General features: G+C 63.3%; 17 protein-coding genes. 9 read left to right on the top strand and 8 right to left on the bottom strand.

Going from position 1 to position 17,017, the window contains the following annotated elements; translation table 11 throughout:
* Positions 1-38 precede the first annotated feature (38 nt).
* Genes BWQ93_RS02275 through BWQ93_RS02260 form a run of 4 tightly spaced genes read left to right on the top strand, consistent with a single transcriptional unit; the run spans position 39 to position 4,103 of the window.
* Positions 39-911 carry an alpha/beta fold hydrolase gene (locus tag BWQ93_RS02275; RefSeq protein WP_077029109.1) on the top strand — a complete coding sequence of 291 codons (873 nt, stop codon included), beginning with the start codon at positions 39-41 and terminating at the stop codon, positions 909-911.
* Positions 911-1,849 carry an alpha/beta hydrolase gene (locus tag BWQ93_RS02270; protein WP_077029108.1) on the top strand — a complete coding sequence of 313 codons (939 nt, stop codon included), beginning with the start codon at positions 911-913 and terminating at the stop codon, positions 1,847-1,849. The genes BWQ93_RS02275 and BWQ93_RS02270 overlap by 1 nt, the downstream gene beginning before the upstream one ends.
* A 13-nt stretch (positions 1,850-1,862) precedes the next feature.
* A complete protein-coding gene (locus BWQ93_RS02265) occupies positions 1,863-3,221 on the top strand; it encodes an MFS transporter (RefSeq protein WP_083720526.1) in 1,359 nt (452 codons plus the stop codon).
* Between the two features lie 42 nt (positions 3,222-3,263).
* On the top strand, positions 3,264-4,103 hold the full coding sequence (locus BWQ93_RS02260; RefSeq protein WP_083720524.1) for a M55 family metallopeptidase: 840 nt from the start codon (positions 3,264-3,266) through the stop codon (positions 4,101-4,103).
* A 73-nt stretch (positions 4,104-4,176) separates the two neighbouring features.
* Here BWQ93_RS02260 and BWQ93_RS02255 read toward each other — a convergent pair whose 3' ends face one another.
* From BWQ93_RS02255 to BWQ93_RS02230, 6 genes are all read right to left on the bottom strand, one after another.
* The gene (locus BWQ93_RS02255; protein ID WP_156878099.1) at positions 4,177-4,731 is read right to left on the bottom strand and encodes a hypothetical protein; all 555 of its coding nucleotides are present in this window, start codon (positions 4,729-4,731) and stop codon (positions 4,177-4,179) included.
* Positions 4,732-4,793: 62 nt separating this feature from the next.
* On the bottom strand, positions 4,794-5,453 hold the full coding sequence (locus tag BWQ93_RS02250) for a hypothetical protein (RefSeq protein ID WP_077029104.1): 660 nt from the start codon (positions 5,451-5,453) through the stop codon (positions 4,794-4,796).
* Between the two features lie 33 nt (positions 5,454-5,486).
* The gene (locus BWQ93_RS02245) at positions 5,487-7,406 is read right to left on the bottom strand and encodes a TonB-dependent receptor domain-containing protein (protein ID WP_077029103.1); all 1,920 of its coding nucleotides are present in this window, start codon (positions 7,404-7,406) and stop codon (positions 5,487-5,489) included.
* Positions 7,406-8,260, bottom strand: coding sequence for a hypothetical protein (locus tag BWQ93_RS02240; protein ID WP_077029102.1), 855 nt, complete (start codon positions 8,258-8,260; stop codon positions 7,406-7,408). Before BWQ93_RS02240 ends, BWQ93_RS02245 begins: the two co-directional genes overlap by 1 nt.
* 28 nt (positions 8,261-8,288) lie before the next feature.
* Positions 8,289-9,446: a hypothetical protein gene (locus BWQ93_RS02235; protein WP_077029101.1), complete on the bottom strand. Its 1,158-nt coding sequence runs from the start codon at positions 9,444-9,446 to the stop codon at positions 8,289-8,291.
* Positions 9,447-9,474: 28 nt separating this feature from the next.
* Positions 9,475-10,458, bottom strand: coding sequence for an aspartyl protease family protein (locus tag BWQ93_RS02230; RefSeq protein WP_083720522.1), 984 nt, complete (start codon positions 10,456-10,458; stop codon positions 9,475-9,477).
* A gap of 206 nt (positions 10,459-10,664) precedes the next feature.
* Here BWQ93_RS02230 and BWQ93_RS02225 point away from each other — a divergent pair, with 206 nt between their 5' ends.
* The 5 genes from BWQ93_RS02225 (at position 10,665) to BWQ93_RS02205 (ending at position 16,285) form a co-directional block, all read left to right on the top strand.
* Entirely contained in the window at positions 10,665-11,756 is a 1,092-nt protein-coding gene (locus BWQ93_RS02225; RefSeq protein ID WP_077029099.1) for a sensor histidine kinase, read from the top strand.
* Entirely contained in the window at positions 11,753-12,496 is a 744-nt protein-coding gene (locus tag BWQ93_RS02220) for a LytR/AlgR family response regulator transcription factor (protein WP_077029098.1), read from the top strand. Before BWQ93_RS02225 ends, BWQ93_RS02220 begins: the two co-directional genes overlap by 4 nt.
* Positions 12,497-12,708: 212 nt before the next feature.
* Entirely contained in the window at positions 12,709-12,918 is a 210-nt protein-coding gene (locus BWQ93_RS02215) for a hypothetical protein (RefSeq protein ID WP_198040453.1), read from the top strand.
* Between the two features lie 148 nt (positions 12,919-13,066).
* Complete coding sequence (locus tag BWQ93_RS02210; RefSeq protein ID WP_077029096.1) at positions 13,067-15,295, top strand: esterase/lipase family protein; 2,229 nt, start codon at positions 13,067-13,069, stop codon at positions 15,293-15,295.
* 462 nt (positions 15,296-15,757) lie between these two features.
* Positions 15,758-16,285 carry a MarR family transcriptional regulator gene (locus tag BWQ93_RS02205; protein WP_077029095.1) on the top strand — a complete coding sequence of 176 codons (528 nt, stop codon included), beginning with the start codon at positions 15,758-15,760 and terminating at the stop codon, positions 16,283-16,285.
* Here BWQ93_RS02205 and BWQ93_RS02200 read toward each other — a convergent pair.
* Together BWQ93_RS02200 and BWQ93_RS02195 are read right to left on the bottom strand one after the other, a co-directional pair.
* Positions 16,282-16,473 (bottom strand): hypothetical protein, encoded by a 192-nt coding sequence (locus tag BWQ93_RS02200; protein ID WP_077029094.1) that lies wholly within the window; start codon positions 16,471-16,473, stop codon positions 16,282-16,284. The two genes, BWQ93_RS02205 and BWQ93_RS02200, sit on opposite strands and share 4 nt — an antisense overlap.
* Positions 16,474-16,716: 243 nt before the next feature.
* Entirely contained in the window at positions 16,717-16,965 is a 249-nt protein-coding gene (locus BWQ93_RS02195) for an excalibur calcium-binding domain-containing protein (RefSeq protein WP_083721106.1), read from the bottom strand.
* Positions 16,966-17,017: the final 52 nt, after the last annotated feature.

Raw genomic sequence — 17,017 nt, 5'->3', positions numbered from 1 at the left:
TGCCGGCGATCGATAGATCGATTTGGAAAAGAGACGATATGTTTGCTGATATCCGCGGGACCCGCATCTACTTTGACATCGATGGGGCGGGTCTCGTTCGCAGCGGCGACAGGATGATCGAGAGGCCTGCGGCGTTTCTCGTTCACGGCGGGCCTGGCATCGACCATGTCGGCGCGCGGGGCGGCAGCGCGGCGCTCAGGGATCATATGCAGCTCGTCTTCTTCGACCAGCGCGGGCATGGCAGATCCGATCGCGAGCCGCTCGAACGCTGCACGCTCGACGAGACCGTCGAGGACATGGAGGCGCTGCGCCGGCATCTGGGCCTTGGTCCGATCGTCAGTATCGGCGGCAGCTACGGCGGCATGGTCGCCATGGCGCACGCCGCACGTTATCCGGATTCCGTGTCCCGGCTCGTGCTGTTCGCGACTGCGGCGCACAAGGGGCTCATCGACCGCGCCCGGGCGATCGTCGCGGCGCGGGGTTCGGAAGAGCAGGTGCAGATGTTCGATAGGCTTACGTCGGCGACCCTCGACACGGATGCCAAGGTCGAAGCCTATTTCCGCGTCATGGGCCCGCTCTACAGCCGCGCGCACGATCCTGCCTCACCCGTCGGCAGCAGCGGCCGTGCGATCTACAGCCACGAAATTTCCCGGCGAGCGTTCGGCCCGGGCGGCTTCATGCAAAGCTTCGATCTGCGCGGCGAGCTTCGCAATATCACCGCGCCAACGCTTATCCTGGCCGGTCGCCACGACTTCATCTGCGCGCCCGAATTTTCGGAAGAGCTTCACGCGTTGATCGGCAACTCGGTCCTCCGGATATTCGAGGACAGCAGCCATTTGATGGCGGCCGACGCGCCGGCCGACTTTACCGACGCGATCATCAATTTCGTGCGCGAGCCGGAGCTGGTCTGATGCACATGTCGCCGGACGAACTGCCCGCAGACTTCGCGATCCCGAACAGCCGGACCATCACGATCGAATCATCGATCAATGGCCGGTCCTACGCGCTCTTCCTCGGTTTGCCGCTCATTCCGCCACCGGTTGGCGGCTACCGCCCGCTCTTCCTTCTTGACGGCAACCGCTATTTCGCCAGCGCCTGCGAGGCGGTGCGGTGGAACTTCAACGCACCCGACGTGCTGGTCGTCGGCCTGGGTTATCCCGAGACGCCCGAATTCGCCGCAGCCTCACTTGCGGAGCGTGGCCCACTTTCGGACGCAGAAGCACGGCTTCCGGGGATGGTCGCAGCAATCAGCCGCGAACGCCGCTATGACCTAACCTTGCCGGTGCCGCCGCGCCACAGCTTCCCCAATATTCCCGCCGACCCGTCCGCAAGCGGCGGTCTCGACGCTTTCCTCGATACGATCGAGCGCGACATCCTGCCGATGGTGGCGAGCATCGCTCCGGTCGACATGGCGTCGTCGGCCTTCTTCGGCCATTCGCTTGGCGGCCTCGCAATTCTCTACTCGCTCTTTACCCGGCCAAAATTGTTCAAGAGCTACATCGCAGCGAGTCCGTCGATCTGGTGGGCGGACCGTGCGCTACTCGATTACGAACGCAATTTTGCGCGGTCTTCGCCATCCCTCGATGAAGCACGCCGTCTGCTTATAACCATGGGTGCGAACGAGAACGAACCAAGCCAGATGCCACCCGGCGCAGACATCGAGCAGACCCGCGCGCTTTTCCGTTACGCCAATATGGTGGAGAACGGCCGCGCGATGGTCGAGCGGCTCAGCGCGCTCGACCATCGGACCTTGCAAGTCGGCGACTACGCTCTTTTTGAGAAGCAGGATCACGGGCTCTCGGTCTGGCCGGCGATCGGCCGCGGCGTCGGTTTCGCATTTCAGCCATGATGGAGGCCTAGCCATGCGACCGACCATGTCAGGCGCCGATCTGCCCGAAGAGGACGCTGCCGCACCGACCCCGATCCGCGCGTGGTACGCTCTCGCCATTCTGATCCTGACGACGATCTTCGCCTTCGTCGACCGGCAGATTTTGAATCTGGTCTTCCCATCGCTTCAACAATCTTTGCAACTCAGCGATCTTCAGCTCGGAGCGCTGCAAGGCCTCGGCATGGCGATCTTCGCGTCGGCTGCGAGCTATCCGATGGGCTGGCTCGCCGATCGGTACGGCCGGCGGCTCATCCTCGTTGCCGGGATCATCATCTGGTCGCTGTCGACTGCGGCGTGCGCCTATCAGACAAGCTTCATGGGCCTTTTCATCGCCACCATCGGCATCGCCGTCGGCGAAGCGGGGCTGATGCCGATCATCTTTGCCATGATCCCCGATATCTTTCGCACGCGGCATCGCAGTACGGCAAACTTCATCTATTTTGCGGCAACGATTTTGGGCGGCGCGGTCGGCGTCATGCTTGGCGGCGGCGCGATCGGATGGCTGACGGCAAATGCGAGCGCCCTTCCCGCCCCTCTGGCCTCCCTCGAAGCCTGGCGCGCGGCGATCCTGATCGTCGCCCTGCCGGCCCCAATCTTCATTCTGCTCGTGGCAACGCTCCCCGTCGGTCAGTCGACCGCGAGAGCCAAGGAGGCGACGGGAACCGCCGAGGCAAGCGCTGGCGTGACGATGCTGCCGTTTATTCGGGCGCACCGAACGACTTTCGCCTGCATCTTCGGGGGGATTTTTGGCTACTGCTTGCCGCTTTCCGCGGCCTATGGCTGGTTGCCGCTTGCGGCCTTCCGGGCTTTCGGACTGCCGCCCGAGACAGCGGGCGTCCAGATGGGCACCGCCATGGCGGTCGCCTCTGTCGTGGGGGTCACCTTGCCCGGGGTCACGCTCAAATTTATGGGCGGCGACCCCGTCCAGCGCCCGCTGCGCATAGCCAAGGCCTTTCTGCTGTTCGCGATCGTTCCGAGCCTGCTTCTCCCGTTCGTGACGTCTTCATGGGCGATGTTCGTCACCGCGGCTTGCCAGCTCACAATGCTGATCGGCGTCGCAGCACTTATGCCCGGCATCGTCCAGGACCTGTCGCCTGACGCGCTTCGCTCCAGAATATTATCCTTCGTCGGCATCGTGCTGGCGATAGGACACGCCGCTTCGCCGCTGTTCGTCGGCGCCCTGTCCGGGCTGCTCACCGGCGACCGCGGCGTCCTCATTTCGCTTTCGTCGGCCGGGATGCTCGGCATTGCCATCAGCCTGCTTTGCTTTGGGCTGGCGCCGAAACCGCTCGCGCGGACGATCGCAGAGGTTCGCCACCGCGCGGCAGAATAATTTGCCCGGGCGAGCCAGCTATGCGCGCCCATCAGGAGAAGCATGATGCGAAGGATCTTGTTGTCGGTCGACATGGAAGGCATTGCGGGCGTAGCATCGCGCGCCGCTCTCACGCCGCAGGGCTGGGAGTGGCAGGCGGCGCGCAAATGGATGACGAACGAGCTCAATGCCGTTGCCGAAGCCGCATTCGAGGCGGGCTATGATGAGGTCATCGCGACGGATTCGCACAGCAACGCCCAGAATATCGATCCCGACCTGCTGCTCGACAATATCCGCCTGATCCGATCGTGGCCGCGCCCCTTGCTTCAAATGCAGATGATCGACGATCCCGCGACCGATGCCTGCGCGTTTATCGGCTATCATGCGGCGGCGGGGACCGCCGACGCCATCTTCAATCACAGTTTCTCCAGCGCGGCCTTCCGTTCCATTCGCCTGAACGGAGAGATCGCCTCCGAGGGATATTTCAACGCGGCGCTGGCAGGCGAATTCGGCAAGCCCGTCCTTCTCGTCTCGGGCGATCAGTATACGATCGAGGACGCCAAGCGCTATGCACCGGACGCGGCATTGTTCGCGACGAAGCATTCCTTTGGCCAATTGTCCCAGGAATCCTTGCCGCCCCGCCAAGTTTGCAAAGGACTCAAGGCGGCCGCCAAGGAAGCGTTTGCGGCGCCGGCCTCCACGCCCTTCAAGCTCGACGGCCCGTTCGAACTCCTGCTGGAAATGACGAGCCACGGCGCTGCGGAAATGCTGGGATATCTTCCCTGGACCGAGCGTATCGACACGTGGACCATTCGCGCGGAATTCAAATCCATGCGCGAAGCGATGCACTTCATTACCTTCTCGATCCTCTACTCGCCGAGCGGGCAGACGCCATTCAACTGAGCAACATTGGCCGAGTTCGGACAGGCAGCTTCCAGACGAGTGTGGGTATAAGCGGACATAAGATGATCCGCATTTAGCTCCTCAGAAAGGTCCAGCGGGTCGCGCCGCTTTGCAACACCAGTCGGCCACCGCTGAGCTGGACGACATACTGCTCCGACGTTCGTGCAAGTTGGGAACTGCCTTCCCGGCCACAGCTCGATACAAAGCTCTCGGTGCCATCCTCGACGGCGAAACTGGCCTTGCCGCCCTCGTGAGTGAGACGCCCCTGCTTCATTTGCGTCGTCGTCATCGAGCAGCTTTCCGTTTCGGCGTGGCGTTTGACGATCCTCCACTTAAAACGGCCGTCTTGCTCGACTTCCAGCGTCATGGAACGCGATACCTGCATCTGAACTGGCTCGGTCACGATCGTTGTGCGCGTAGACGAACCATAGCCAGCGGTGCCGCCCAGGCTGGTGCCATAGGACACGCCGACGTTGGGTTGGAGTTTGATGCGCGGCACAAGTACCAGCTCTTTGCCGCTGCTGAATTGCGTCCAGACACCTGCGGCGCTTGCCGGAATTGCCTCAGCATGGAGCACCGAAGTCGCGGCTATCGCTGTTAAGACGGTAAGAATGGCCAAATTCTTCATAAATAACCTCATTTTGCAGGCGATTTTCTCGCGCGCCTCAACCCGGCGTCGACGCCGGCGGCTCAGTATATCTCGTGCCAGTTTTCGACATCCGACGAGCTGTTCGCCAGTCCAAGGCAAATCAGCCCGGGCCGACTGACAGAGGACCCGCCCCGCTCCAGCCGATATTCAAGCCGGCGGCACTGAAAGCCGTCGACCCGCTCTTCAGACATCAAGGTCAACGTCCCCTTGGAGGCGCGACCCTGCCAACGGTGAACATAGCCAATAGGCCAGTTGCCCGCGCGCTTGGCGCGCTCATTATATCGTCCACTGAACTCGTCGAACGGAAAGGTGGGTCGGCCATCAAGCTCAATGCCGCCTTCGCAGTCGTCGCAGCTCACTTCGCCGAACTTGTTATACTCGGCCTTCTTCGCCTCGACGTCAGGTGGCGTCTTGAGGCCGTCGATGTAACGTGCCTTTGGGGCTGACGCGGCAGGAGGTACCTGCGCTGATGCCGGCTCCTGCGAAGTTTCAACGGGGACAGGTGCCTCGTCATTCGAGCTCTTATCCTGGCGCGGTCTGGCCGATCCATTGATCACATCGCCGGCGAGCTTTTCGGCATTCTCCTCCACCTTCTCGACGGCGCGATCGGCTAGGCGCTTCAGAAACCCCTGCGCATATGCGTTGTGCGCAGATATCAGAAGAGCGGTTGCGGCGAAGGCTGCGCACAAAATGCGTTGCATGTTGGTCTCCGAAAATTTCACGAGTTGATGACGTCAGCCGAGATCGGTCGTCAGGGTGGCGGTCAGCCGGCGCGGAAGGTTGTAGAGGTAGATACCCGACGACCCGTTCGCCCAGCCATATTTGTTGCCGATGTTCGCAACCTGCACGCGCAGGGTTGCCGGCGCCTTGCCGAGCCTGAACCGGTAGCGGCCGCCGACCGACGCTATGGCTCGCGCCGGGATAACGAGTTTGCCGTCGGCACTCGCAACCCGGTCCGACGTGCTTTCGACGACGAGATCGACAGAGAGCGCAGGCGCAAAGGTCGGCCGATAATCGAGCACCGCGGTCGAAAGCCGGCCGAAGCTCGCGAGCGGTTTCCGGCCGACCAGCCCGCTATCGACGGCGTCGCCCGACAGCCTGGCGTCGATCAGCGCCGTCCCGGCGATTGCGGTCAGGCCCGGAGCGATCTGGCCCGAAAGCGAGAATTCGGCGCCGCGATGGCGCACGTCGCCGAGTTGGCGGAACAGCCTTGCATCGTCGAGCGAATAGAAAGGCTTGGTTACTTCGAACACCCCCGCGACCAGACGGATCCCGGGGACGATCGACCAGCGAAGGCCGGCGTCGACCTGGCGCGTTCGGATTGCCGGCGGCGCTTCGTCGCGGTTGACCGCATGACCGGGGGCGACGGGGCTCTCCTCCAGTCCTTCGGTGTAGCTGCCGTAAAAGGCGAGCGACGGCGAAGCGTAGAGGGCGGCGGTCGCATTCAGCAGCAGCGGCGCATCCTTCGTCGTGATCACGGGCAGGTCGGGGCCGAACACGCGCTTGCTATAGTCGGTCTTCTGCACGCCGATGCTCACTTCGCCGACGTCCTTCCAGCGTCCCTCATAGGCGATGCCCGCGGTCCACTGCCGGACGGTATCGCGCGTCTGCGGACCAAAATTTGAAACGGGCTCGGGGAAGTCGACGGGATCTTCGATCGGATGGTTGCCGACAAAGATTTCACTGCTGCCGCCATAGACGCGTGCCCGGTCGCGACCCTTGATCGAAAAGTGGAGCGTGTGGAGCCGCGGCCCGTCGGCGAAGCGGCGCGACAGCCGCACCTCGCCGCTCGTCGAGGCCGAACGGCGCCCGGGTTCCGCGATGACAACCTCATCGGCGGTCCCGTCAGGTCGAACATTAAGAAACAGCTGGGTGTGCGAGCGGTCAAGATCGAGGATCGAACGAAATGCGCCGGCCTTCAGCGTCCAGCCTCCGCTTTTCAACGTGGTGGCCAGACCCGCGGTGATCGTTTCGCCGTCGTTGGCCGCCCATTTCTGTCCGATTCGCTTCACGCGCTCGAGCCGCGGCGGCAGAAAGTCTCCAGCGGTCAGCAGCAATGGCGGGAGTTCCTCGTCGGCGATCCCGACGCGGCTCCAAAAAGGCATGATTTCGACGCCGTCGACCGGTTCCCACCGTGCAATCAGCGCAGCCGTGCGAAATTCGGCCGCACCGCCGGTGTGATTGCGGTCGGACACCAGTCCATAGCCCGCGCCGATCGACAGCCGGTCGGTGACCGGCACTTGCGCGTCGAGTTCGAGAACCTTCGATCCGAACGGCCCAAGGCGCCCGCTGACGCTGAGCAGCCGTTTCGCACCGGGTTTGCGCAGCTCATATTCGGCGATGCCGGTGGGCGCGGGAAAGGGATATCCTTGCGCCGACAGGCCGACGCGCATCTGCAAGCCTCCGATCAGCCGATCGGAAAAGGCCGCTTGCTGGTCAATGTACAGCCCGTCGAGACGGATGTTCCCCGCCTCCGCGGCCGAAAAGCCCCGGACATAGTTCGGGTTATAGATGCCGATCTGCTCGCCGCCGATCGAGGTACCGAAAGCATCCTCGGCGCTGGTCGTCGCATTGTCGTCGGTGCGCTGGGCCAAGGACGTGGCCGGTGCGGCGGCAAGCGCGAGCCCGAGCGTCGTGAGGATCAAGCGGCTCATCAATTTATCTCCTTCATGCGGCGTTGCACATCTTCCCAATCGGTCATGAACATCGCCGCGGCGAGACGCGCGGCGGGGCGCTCGGGGCTCAGCCGGTCGCTGCGCAGGTCGTCATTTTCGTGCGAATAGCTCGACATGTGTACGAGCAGCGGATGGACGCCCGCGGCGCCCGGCTGATACCAGCTTCGGTCGTGCTGCAGTTGCAGCGCGAGCGGCCGTGGACCCCAGGCATATTCCGAATTGGGGTCATAATCGGGGAGGCGGTCGGCGACATACACACCGAAGGCGGACCCGGTACGCACCTGAAAACTTCTGTGCTGGACGCCCTCGGCCTGCACCTGGCGGCGCGCCATCATGTCATAGGGATTGAGGAAGACGCTAAGGACCGCGCCCTCTTCCGAGGGGGTTAGATAACGTCCGTCGCGTTGGATCGTATCGGGGTCGCCATCGATCACGCTTTTGGCCCGGATCGTGAAGGTCGCGCCGACCAGCCGCACGCCATCGAGCGTTGGCACGACGGAGATGTTGATGTCGGCGTGCAGGCTGGTGCCGCGCACATCGCGGAGCGAGGGTTGCTGCATCAGCGCATTGAAGGCGACCATCGCGCGCCGGCGCAGCAGGTCGATCTCGGCGATCGGGATCTTCGCGAGATTACGGGGCTGATGGACGTGGACGTCGGGCGTTTTCGAATACCAGCCGGGCAGACCAGCCCCGGGATACGGCGTTGCTGCCGCCCAACGCTCCATCAATTTCTTCGGTGCCCGGCTGTCGCCCGCCGCGGCATGCGCTGCGGGAGCGGTGGGTGCCACAGCAAGCAGGCCGAGAAGGACGAGTTTCAGGAAGGAAAATTTCATCGATCGAACTTTCTTGATGTTTCGAGGCTCAGCCGGGCAGGCCCAGCGCGCCGCCGATGACGCCGCGCAGCAGACCGCGCTTCTTTTTAGGTTTGGCGTCGGCCGCGGGTACGGCGCTATCGGTGTCGCCGCCCCCCATCAGCGACGCGAAGTCGACACCGAGCATGCCCATATGCGTCGCCTTGGTGCGCAGCTTGACGCCCCAGCCCAGCGGCGCTTCGCGCGGCGATCCGTAATTGGCCTCGGGTCCGTAGGCGGTCATCATCAGCATCGCCGATTCCGACGCTTTGCCCACTGCCGAAGGGACAATGCATTCACTCGTCGCGGGCGCGAGGAGGATGCGTTGCTGGACGAGCCGCGCGATGTCGGATTGTTCGAGATAGTCGGGCAGCGCCATGCCCGGCATGCGCACCGCGCTCGACGTCCACATCACGATCGTGCCGTCCTCGCGCGCGCCCGTCACAGTCATGATGTAGCCGCGGGCATTGGCGAGCGCGGGCCAGCTCACACTGACCGCGCCCGAAGCCAACTCGGCGCTTTTCGGCGCAAGAGGTGCGAGGAAATCGCTTCCACTGGCAACGGAGAAGCGCAATTCAGGCGAATAATTGCCCTGCACGACATGATCGCCGACGAGCGAGGCACCACTTGGCACACGCGTGCCATTCTTGCCGCCCGGCCATTCGCCATAGGTCGCGTGGCGCCCCGCCGACGGCGGCACCATTGCCTTCACATTGGGAATCGCGCCGAAGGGCGACGCGGCGCTGGGCTTCATCGTCGCAAGGTCGATGACCACCGGCTGTCCCGAGGGAGCGACCTCGCCGCAGCCCCAGTATAGCTCGATACGTCCTTTGGGCTTGTCCGGCGTTCCGGGCCGGTAATCGGGGTTGGCGTCGGTTTTGGGCACACCCTTGCCCGGCGAGACGAGCGGCAGGCGCTCGCCGGCGCGCAGCCCCTGCGGCGGCAGATGCTCCGCGCTGGGAGCTGTGCTGCTCCGCGTAGAGCCGAGTTGGAGCGAGAGATTCTTCTCGACGCCCGCGGGCTGGCCAGTCGCCATGCCCGAAACGGTTTCGGCCGACAGCCAATAGACGGCCTCGATCTTCGGTTTGGGCGCCTGCTGCGCGAAGGCGGCGGTCGCGGCGATGGCGAGCGCGCCGAGCGCGGCTCCGCGAGTCAGTGTCTTTTTCATGATGGCCTTCTCCCGATCGTCAGGGGTGTTAGGGTGCCGGCAAAATCGGCGGCGAGACGTGGAGCCGCAGTCCCGGGTGATCGATGACGAAGCGCCGGTCGGCGAACATATCGATCCCGAGGATCACCGCGGGCTGTTCGGGGGCGAACCCCAGCACCTTGAAGATCGAAAGGTCGGCGACGCGCACCTTGCGGCCCGCAACCATCGCATCGCCGATCATGAGCGCGTCGATCGGCGCTTCGACGCTCGGCATGGCATGGTTGGTCGCGCCCTTGATGTCCGACGCCTTGGCGAGACCGGGGCTGTCGGGGGTGAGCCCGATCGCCTTCGCCGCCGCCCAATTGATGATCGTCCCGCGCGCGCCGGTGTCGAGAATGGCGGGGACTTCGACGCCGTTGAGACGGATCGTCAGGCGCGGTGCGCGCATATCGTCGAGGACGAAGGGCACCGACGCGGAAAGTCCCTCGAGCATCCCGGCTTCAAGTTTCGGCGTCATCCGCCAAAGGCCACCGGGCATATCCAGCTCGACCGTAAAGTCGGCGATGATATCCGCGCCCAATATCCCGTCGACGCCGAGATGGTCGGTCGGCCCGGGGGGTAGAAGCATGAGCTCGGGAGAGTTGAACACGTGCCCGGCGACTGCAACCTGCCTGACGACTGTCGTTTCGACATCGCTTCTTCCTGCGGCTCCATTGAGCGGAGTGTCCGAAAGCTTGGCGACAAGGCCGGGCATCTCTGCCCGCAGCTTCGGCATGATCGTCGTGCTGCTTGCGGCGGTGTCGATGACGAAGCGCTTAGGTTCCGCGCCATCGATACTCACCTGTACGACCGGATGCCCCGAGGGTAGAACTTCAAGCGGCTGCCGGGTCGTGGGCGCAGCGGCGGCAGGCGCAGCTGTCCCGCCCACGCTCGTCGGCAGCTCGAAGGCGGCCGCGCGCGCCTGCTCGGCGATAATCAGGGCGCCGAGCAGGCCGAAGGCAACCAAGCTGTGACGGTAACGGGTGAGTGCCATGATGGAATCTCCTGGCGGCCGATTGCCGCGAACAGGGTCCGGCTATGGCGAAGAGGGCGGGCATTCCACGCCTCTGCGACCAAGGCCGACATCCCCTCGCCGGAGTCGATTGCCGTGCGACGAAGGCCGACGCCAGTGCGACGAGGCAGGACGCCAACCGCGCACCCTTCCTTTATGCTCGGCGCGAACTAGACATTGGAATTGCCATGCCGCTGAAGCCCGAACATCGTCAGACCATCTCTCTGGTTGCCGCGACCTGGATCCTGTCCGGGGTGCTCTACATCATCCCCTATCACCTGTTCAGCGGCGCGGGCCTGTACGTCACCGTTTCTGTCATCAACATCTGCGTGATGGGCGCGCTCCTGTCGGGCGGTGTCTATTGGGCGGTCCGGACCACGCGGCGCCGCAATGCCGTGGTCCGCCTTGCCGCGATGGGCGTGGCGGTGGTTTTTGCATCGGGCTTGCTCGCGCTGATCGACGCCTCGACCGGCGAATGGATCGGGCGGCTCGTCGTATCGCCACAACAATCCGCGCCCTTTGCGCTCCGCGCGACGAACAATTTCATTGCGCTCGTCTGGCAGTTCGCCTTGCTCGGCGCCGCCTTCACCGTGATCGAGGCGAACAAGCTGACACGCGAGCGCGAACTGGAACTTGCTGTCGTGCGCGAAGCCGCAAGCCGCGCCGAAGCCGCCGCAAGCGCCGCAAGCCTTGCGGCGCTTCGCTATCAGCTCAATCCCCACTTCCTGTTCAACACGCTCAACGCGATCTCGTCGCTGATCGTCACGAAGGAATATCGCACCGCCGACGCGATGCTCGCCAAACTATCCGAGTTCCTGCGCGCGACCTTGTCGTCGCAGCCCGATGCCTTGCTACCGCTCGAGGACGAGCTCGCGACGCTGCAACACTATCTCGAGATCGAGAGCGTACGCTTCGGCGAGCGGCTCGCGGTCGAATTTGTCTGCCCGCCCGCGCTTAACAGCGCGCTGGTGCCAGGTTTCCTCCTCCAGCCGCTGATCGAGAATGCGATCAAATATGCGCTCGCACCATCCGCGGTGCCGGTGACAATCAAGGTTGAAGCGTCGAGCGACGACAACATGTTGCTCGTCTCGGTCGAGGACGACGGCGCAGGACAGGAAAAGGACGCAAGGCCGGGCACAGGCGTCGGCATCGCCAACGTCCGCCAGCGGCTCGAGACGCTCTATGGCAACAAGGGCAGCCTCGAGACGCTCAAACGCGAACGCGGCTTCCTCGCGATCGCGCGACTGCCGCTCGAACGGCGCAACGAGTTCGCGGCATGAGCACGCTGCACGTCCTGCTCGTCGACGACGAGCCGCTGGCGCTGCGGCGTCTCGAAACGCTGTTCGGAGACATCGACGATGTCGAGGTCGTCGGCACGGCTTCGACCGGCGAAGAGGCAGAAGACCGGATTGCCAAGCTCAGGCCCGACCTCGTGATGCTCGACATCTCGATGCCCCAGAAAAGCGGCATTCGCGTTGCCGCCGATCTCGTCGCCGATCCGCGGCCCGAAATCATCTTCGTCACCGCCTTCGAACAATATGCGCCCGACGCGTTCGAGGTCGATGCCGCCGACTATCTGCTTAAACCCGTGCGCTTCGACCGGCTCCGCCAGGCAGTCGAACGGGCGCGGCGGCGGCAGGCGATGCGAGATGCGGCCGACCGGATGGCAAACGCTCCGGCGGCCGCGCGCGAAGAGGCAATTTGGGTCCAGGTCGCGAGCGGCAACCTCCGCCTCCCCGTTGCGCAGATCGAATGGGTCGAGGCCGCCCGCGACTATGTGCTCCTCCACACCGCGACGCGAAGCTATATCCACCGTATTTCGATGACGGCGCTGGAGCAGCTGCTCGACCCCGCGCAGATCATGCGTGTCCATCGCTCCGCCTTCATCCGGCCCGCGCTCGTGAAAGCGGTGCAGCGGCTTGGCAAGGGACTCATCGCACTCGAAATGGAAGATGGCGCGGTCGTGCAGGTCGGGCCGAGCTATGTCCGCGCCGTGCTGGAGCGGCTCGGCCTCGCCTGACATTTTCGTCGCGCCAGCGTCCGCTTTGGTCGACGCCTCGGCGGTCCGTCGCACGACCATCCGGTTTCGAAGCAAGCCCAGGGCATCGACATCGACGGTCCCATAGCGTGACGGTCGCGGCATCGAGCCGCGAGCAGAGAGGGCCGGTTCGTCCCACGCCACCCCGGCAAGGGCCGGCCTCTCTGTTCCACCTCACGACGATGGAGTCCAAGATGAGCAAACTCCCCTTCCTCGCCGCTGCGATCGCGCTCGGCCTGCCGATGCCCGTATTGGCGAAGGCTGAAGCCAAGCCCGAAGCCCATGCCAAGGCCGAAGCCAAGCCAGAGGCCCGCGCGAAAGCCGAAGCGAAGCCCGAGGCGCGCGCGAAGGCCGAAGCCAAGCCTGAAGCCCGCGCAAAGGCCGAGGCAAAACCGGAAGGCTGATCGCGTCGGCAACGGAGTGCCGACGAGCCCCCCCCCCCCGGCACTCCGCCACGCCTGCCGCCACGCACCCCCAAAGGAATTTGATGAGCGCAAGCTTCGACGCTCCCTGCGGCCGCGAAACGCGCAGTAGCATCCAGAGGATATTCCCATGACGATCATGCGCACCTTGCCGGCCCTTGCGGTCGGATTGACGCTGTCTGGCGCGGGCGCCCCGGTGGCAGCCGCTGCCGCGGCGCAATGCACGGCCGGCTGGGAGGGAACGGTGGAATATTCGCGGCACCAGGCGAGCAGCGACTCCAAGACGGTCAAGCGGGTTTCGGGCAAGGGCACCGAGACGACCAACAGCTCGATCAACGACGACTATGTCGCGCATGTCGCGGTCCGGCCGGCGCCCGATGGCGAATACAGCATCGGAACGGCGAATATAAATCTCAACGCGACGGCGACCGAAACCATAAACTCCAACGACCAGATGATCTGTCCGCACGAGCGTACGATGCGCCAGATGTCGGGCCAGTTTGTGAGCAAGAGCGAGCGACGCGGTAACGCGAGCGGCCTCGAGGCGGGCGTGGACATCACGACCGATAACGACGGCACCTATAGCGTCAGCGTCCGGCTGCCCGAGTTCCAGGGCACCGCCTCGGGATCGAATTCGGCAAGCTTCAGTGGCCAGTGCAAATCCAAGGAGGCCACGAACCAGAAAATTGCTGACATGCCCACCACGATCGACGCGATGCGCTTTTCGAGCAGCGGCGAAGACCGGATGCAGCCATCCGATCTCAACCGCCTGACGGGCGCGCACTCGGTTACCTCCTATGGTGTGACCGAGTCGCTGCGCTGGAACCTGCGTCGCTGCGGTGGCGATCTGCGCCTCGTCGATGTGAAGTTCGAGGACATGCGCTTTCCCACCTGGGACGCCTGGAAAGAGATCGTCGAGCAGGTTGGCACGATCGATGGCAATATCGTGCGCCTGACAGCAGTCGTCGCAAACGACAGCCCCGACGAGAAATCGGCGACGGTGAAGTTCCGTGACACCTACAAGGGCGACAAATGGGACGGCGCCAAGCCCGACGGCCTGCTCGGCGAAGTCTCGGTCACCGTGCCGGCAGGCCAGCAGCGCGAAGTGCAGTTCAAGTGGGACAGCTCGGGCTATGCCTGGTTCGACGACGGCCGGCCGCGGCTCATGCAGCGTATCAAGGCCGAGGTCGAGGACAAGGGGAAGAAGGTCGACGACATGACGCGCAATCTGAAAGTTGCGCCGAAACCGCTCGTGCTCGTTCACGGCCTCTGGTCCAACTGGCGCGCGTGGGGGCCTTGGCAGAATATCCTGACCACCAGCCACAGCTATGACTGGAAGGCCTTTCCCGTCGGCGAGAAGCCGGAACATGGGCGGATGAACACCGGCGATGAGATGGGCAACTTCGGTCCCACCAACACGATCGCCCAAAATGCCGTCGAGCTCGGCAATTATGTCCGCTACGCGCAAAAGGACCGCAATGCGTGGCATGTCGACCTTGTCGCCCATTCGATGGGCGGCCTGATCAGCCGGCGCTATATCCACGCGACGATGCCAACCTATCCCGACGGCAAGCCGCAGATATCGCACCTGGTGATGCTCGGAACACCCAACAGGGGGAGCAGCTGCGCCGACCTGATGAGCATCCCGCTGGAGCTCGCCGGGAGACCGATGGAGGCCCTGCGCGAACTGCGGCCGATCAATGTGATGAAGTTCAACGCGGAGACCGTCGATCGCAAGGGCGTCCCTTTCTCGGTTCTTGCCGGAAACCCCTTGCCCCCCGTGTGCCGGATGCTCACACGGAGCGATGGCGTGGTCGCCGAACCATCGGCGAAGTGGATGATCGCGGACAATGAAACGCAAGCCATCCTTCACACGAGCATGACCGAGACCGGCCCCTTCTCTTCGTTCGTGATGCCGCGCATTGCGCTCGGCCCCGGCGAACAGTCGGCGAGCGCGTCGAAATCCGCAGCGACCGCTGGAAGCGCTCGGGCACCGGCGCGCCTCATGCTGCTCGGCGTCGAGGGGCCGGAAGATGAGAGCGGATCAACCACGCCCGACTTTTCGAAGATTCTCCTCATCGCGCCCGGTCAGTCGCTGACCATCACGATCCCTGTCGAAGAAGCGAGCAATTTCGGCCTGACTTTCCTCGCCGCGAGCAGCGTGTCCGCAACGCTGATCGATGACAAAGGCCAAGTCGTCGCCAGCAACAGGAGCGGCACTCCGGAGGCGAACCAGATCTTCCGTTCAATCTTCATCGACCGCGCAACCACTAAGGGAAGCTGGAAACTGACACTCGAAAGCAAGGACCGCGCCGATCGCGAGATCATCCTCTCCACCTGGTCGAACGCCATCCAATGAAACGGCGCCAGTGGCCACTCGCGGACGGTCAGCTTATGGCGTTCCCATCGGGAGAAGCGGACGATCAAGCATGCCATCTTCTGAACCGCCCATTCGGGTCTGGTTGTGCATTCTGGGAGCGACAGCTTAACAGCATGTCACGGGATTTGGCGACCTAGTCGGAAGGGGAAAATCGGAGTGCATCGAAGGCCCCACGTCGATTTGAGGCCCTCGCTACATTCTCGAGGTGTAAAAGTTGCGATTCAGCACCTAAAAAATTGTTAGGTTGCTAAGGCATAGGTCGCAGGCATCTGCGCTATTGAAAAACAATGATTTAATAGTGGTATGGCGCCGGATTACAGCAAACGAGGCTGAAACGTAAGACCGCCAATTGCAATCGCTGCCAATTTGATGCTTAATGTGGAGGAAACTTGCATCGGAATCCGACATGAACCCTTAAAACAATAGCCGCAGGGGGATGCAATGCCGATAGAAAAGGACCGCGAGGAAGCCAGCGACGACGGCCAGGAACCGAGAAAAGACACTCAAATGGAAGCCATCCGCCTTGAGGTGCGAAGGCTTGCTGAGATGTTGAACGCCATGGCTAGCGATGATCCGAGCAAGCCGGATGAGACCGACCCTTCAGTTCCTATCTCATTTGACGAGGGGCGAGCCGCCGAGGCAGCCCGAATGTACAAGGAGCGTCGTCTACGAGACCGGTTCCTGCCGTCGAATCTCTTTGCGGAGCCCGCTTGGGACATGTTGCTCGACCTCTACAGGGCGCACTATCGAAAATCCGACGTAAGCATATGCAGCCTGTGCCTTGCCTCCTGTGTGCCGACAACGACAGCGCATCGATGGATCGACACGATGGAAGATGCGGAGCTGTTCAAGCGGACATGCGATCAGACAGACCGCCGACGCATTTTCGTAGAACTGACCGAAGGTGCCCGGCTTGCGATGGACAGGTATTTCGACCGGCTGGCGGCAATCAGGAGCCAGAGCGCTTAAGGGCTAGGCTCGTCCGTCAGAGAAGCGTCGGAACCAATCGCGCCACGCCCGTCATTGAGCAGGTCGATCGCGTGGCTCAGGGCATTTGCGGCGAGGTTTTGACCTAGGCGGTCCAGCACATCCAGTTCGGCGCGTAGGCGATCTCGCACCGCGCGTATATCGTCCGCATTCTTCGAAGCGTTGTCCATGCGACCCCTTCCCCGATGAAGCCTCCGGCCCGCTGGGCTCTTTGAGGACGCGGGGACATATCAAACTATGTCGCGGATGGGAACAATAAAGCCTAGTCAGAGAAATGCGACCACCAGCCAGCTAGCCATCGGATAGCGGACACCAAGCTGGCAATTGTCGAACCAGCAACCACTACGCCAACCACCCACATCTCGGCGATCAAGGCGCGTTCTTTCCATTTGGACCCAGGAGTGTCTCTGCGCCTATTCACAGCCAATGCCGTCGCCGTCGCGATCTAGATGACCACCATATCCAGGATCACCGCGACGCACGGGCGCCGCTCCAGCAGCGCGTGCCGCGGCGCAGTTCGCAAACGACCGTCCCTCACCGACCAGCCGCTGAGGTTTGCTGCTCGAGCTTGAGGATTGCGCCGGCGCGCGGTGGCAATGGCGCCCACCATTCTTGCGATCGTTGTGACATCCATCGGCAGCGAGCCCACCAGGATGGGCCATTACAGCGATTGGCACCGAAGCGACGCACACCGCGAACGATAGAAACAATATC

The sequence above is a fragment of the Sphingopyxis sp. QXT-31 genome (assembly GCF_001984035.1).
In the GTDB taxonomy this organism is placed as follows: Bacteria; Pseudomonadota; Alphaproteobacteria; order Sphingomonadales; family Sphingomonadaceae; genus Sphingopyxis.
Note: the sequence above shows the minus strand (reverse complement) of the source record. Positions and strands in the feature narration are given on the sequence as shown.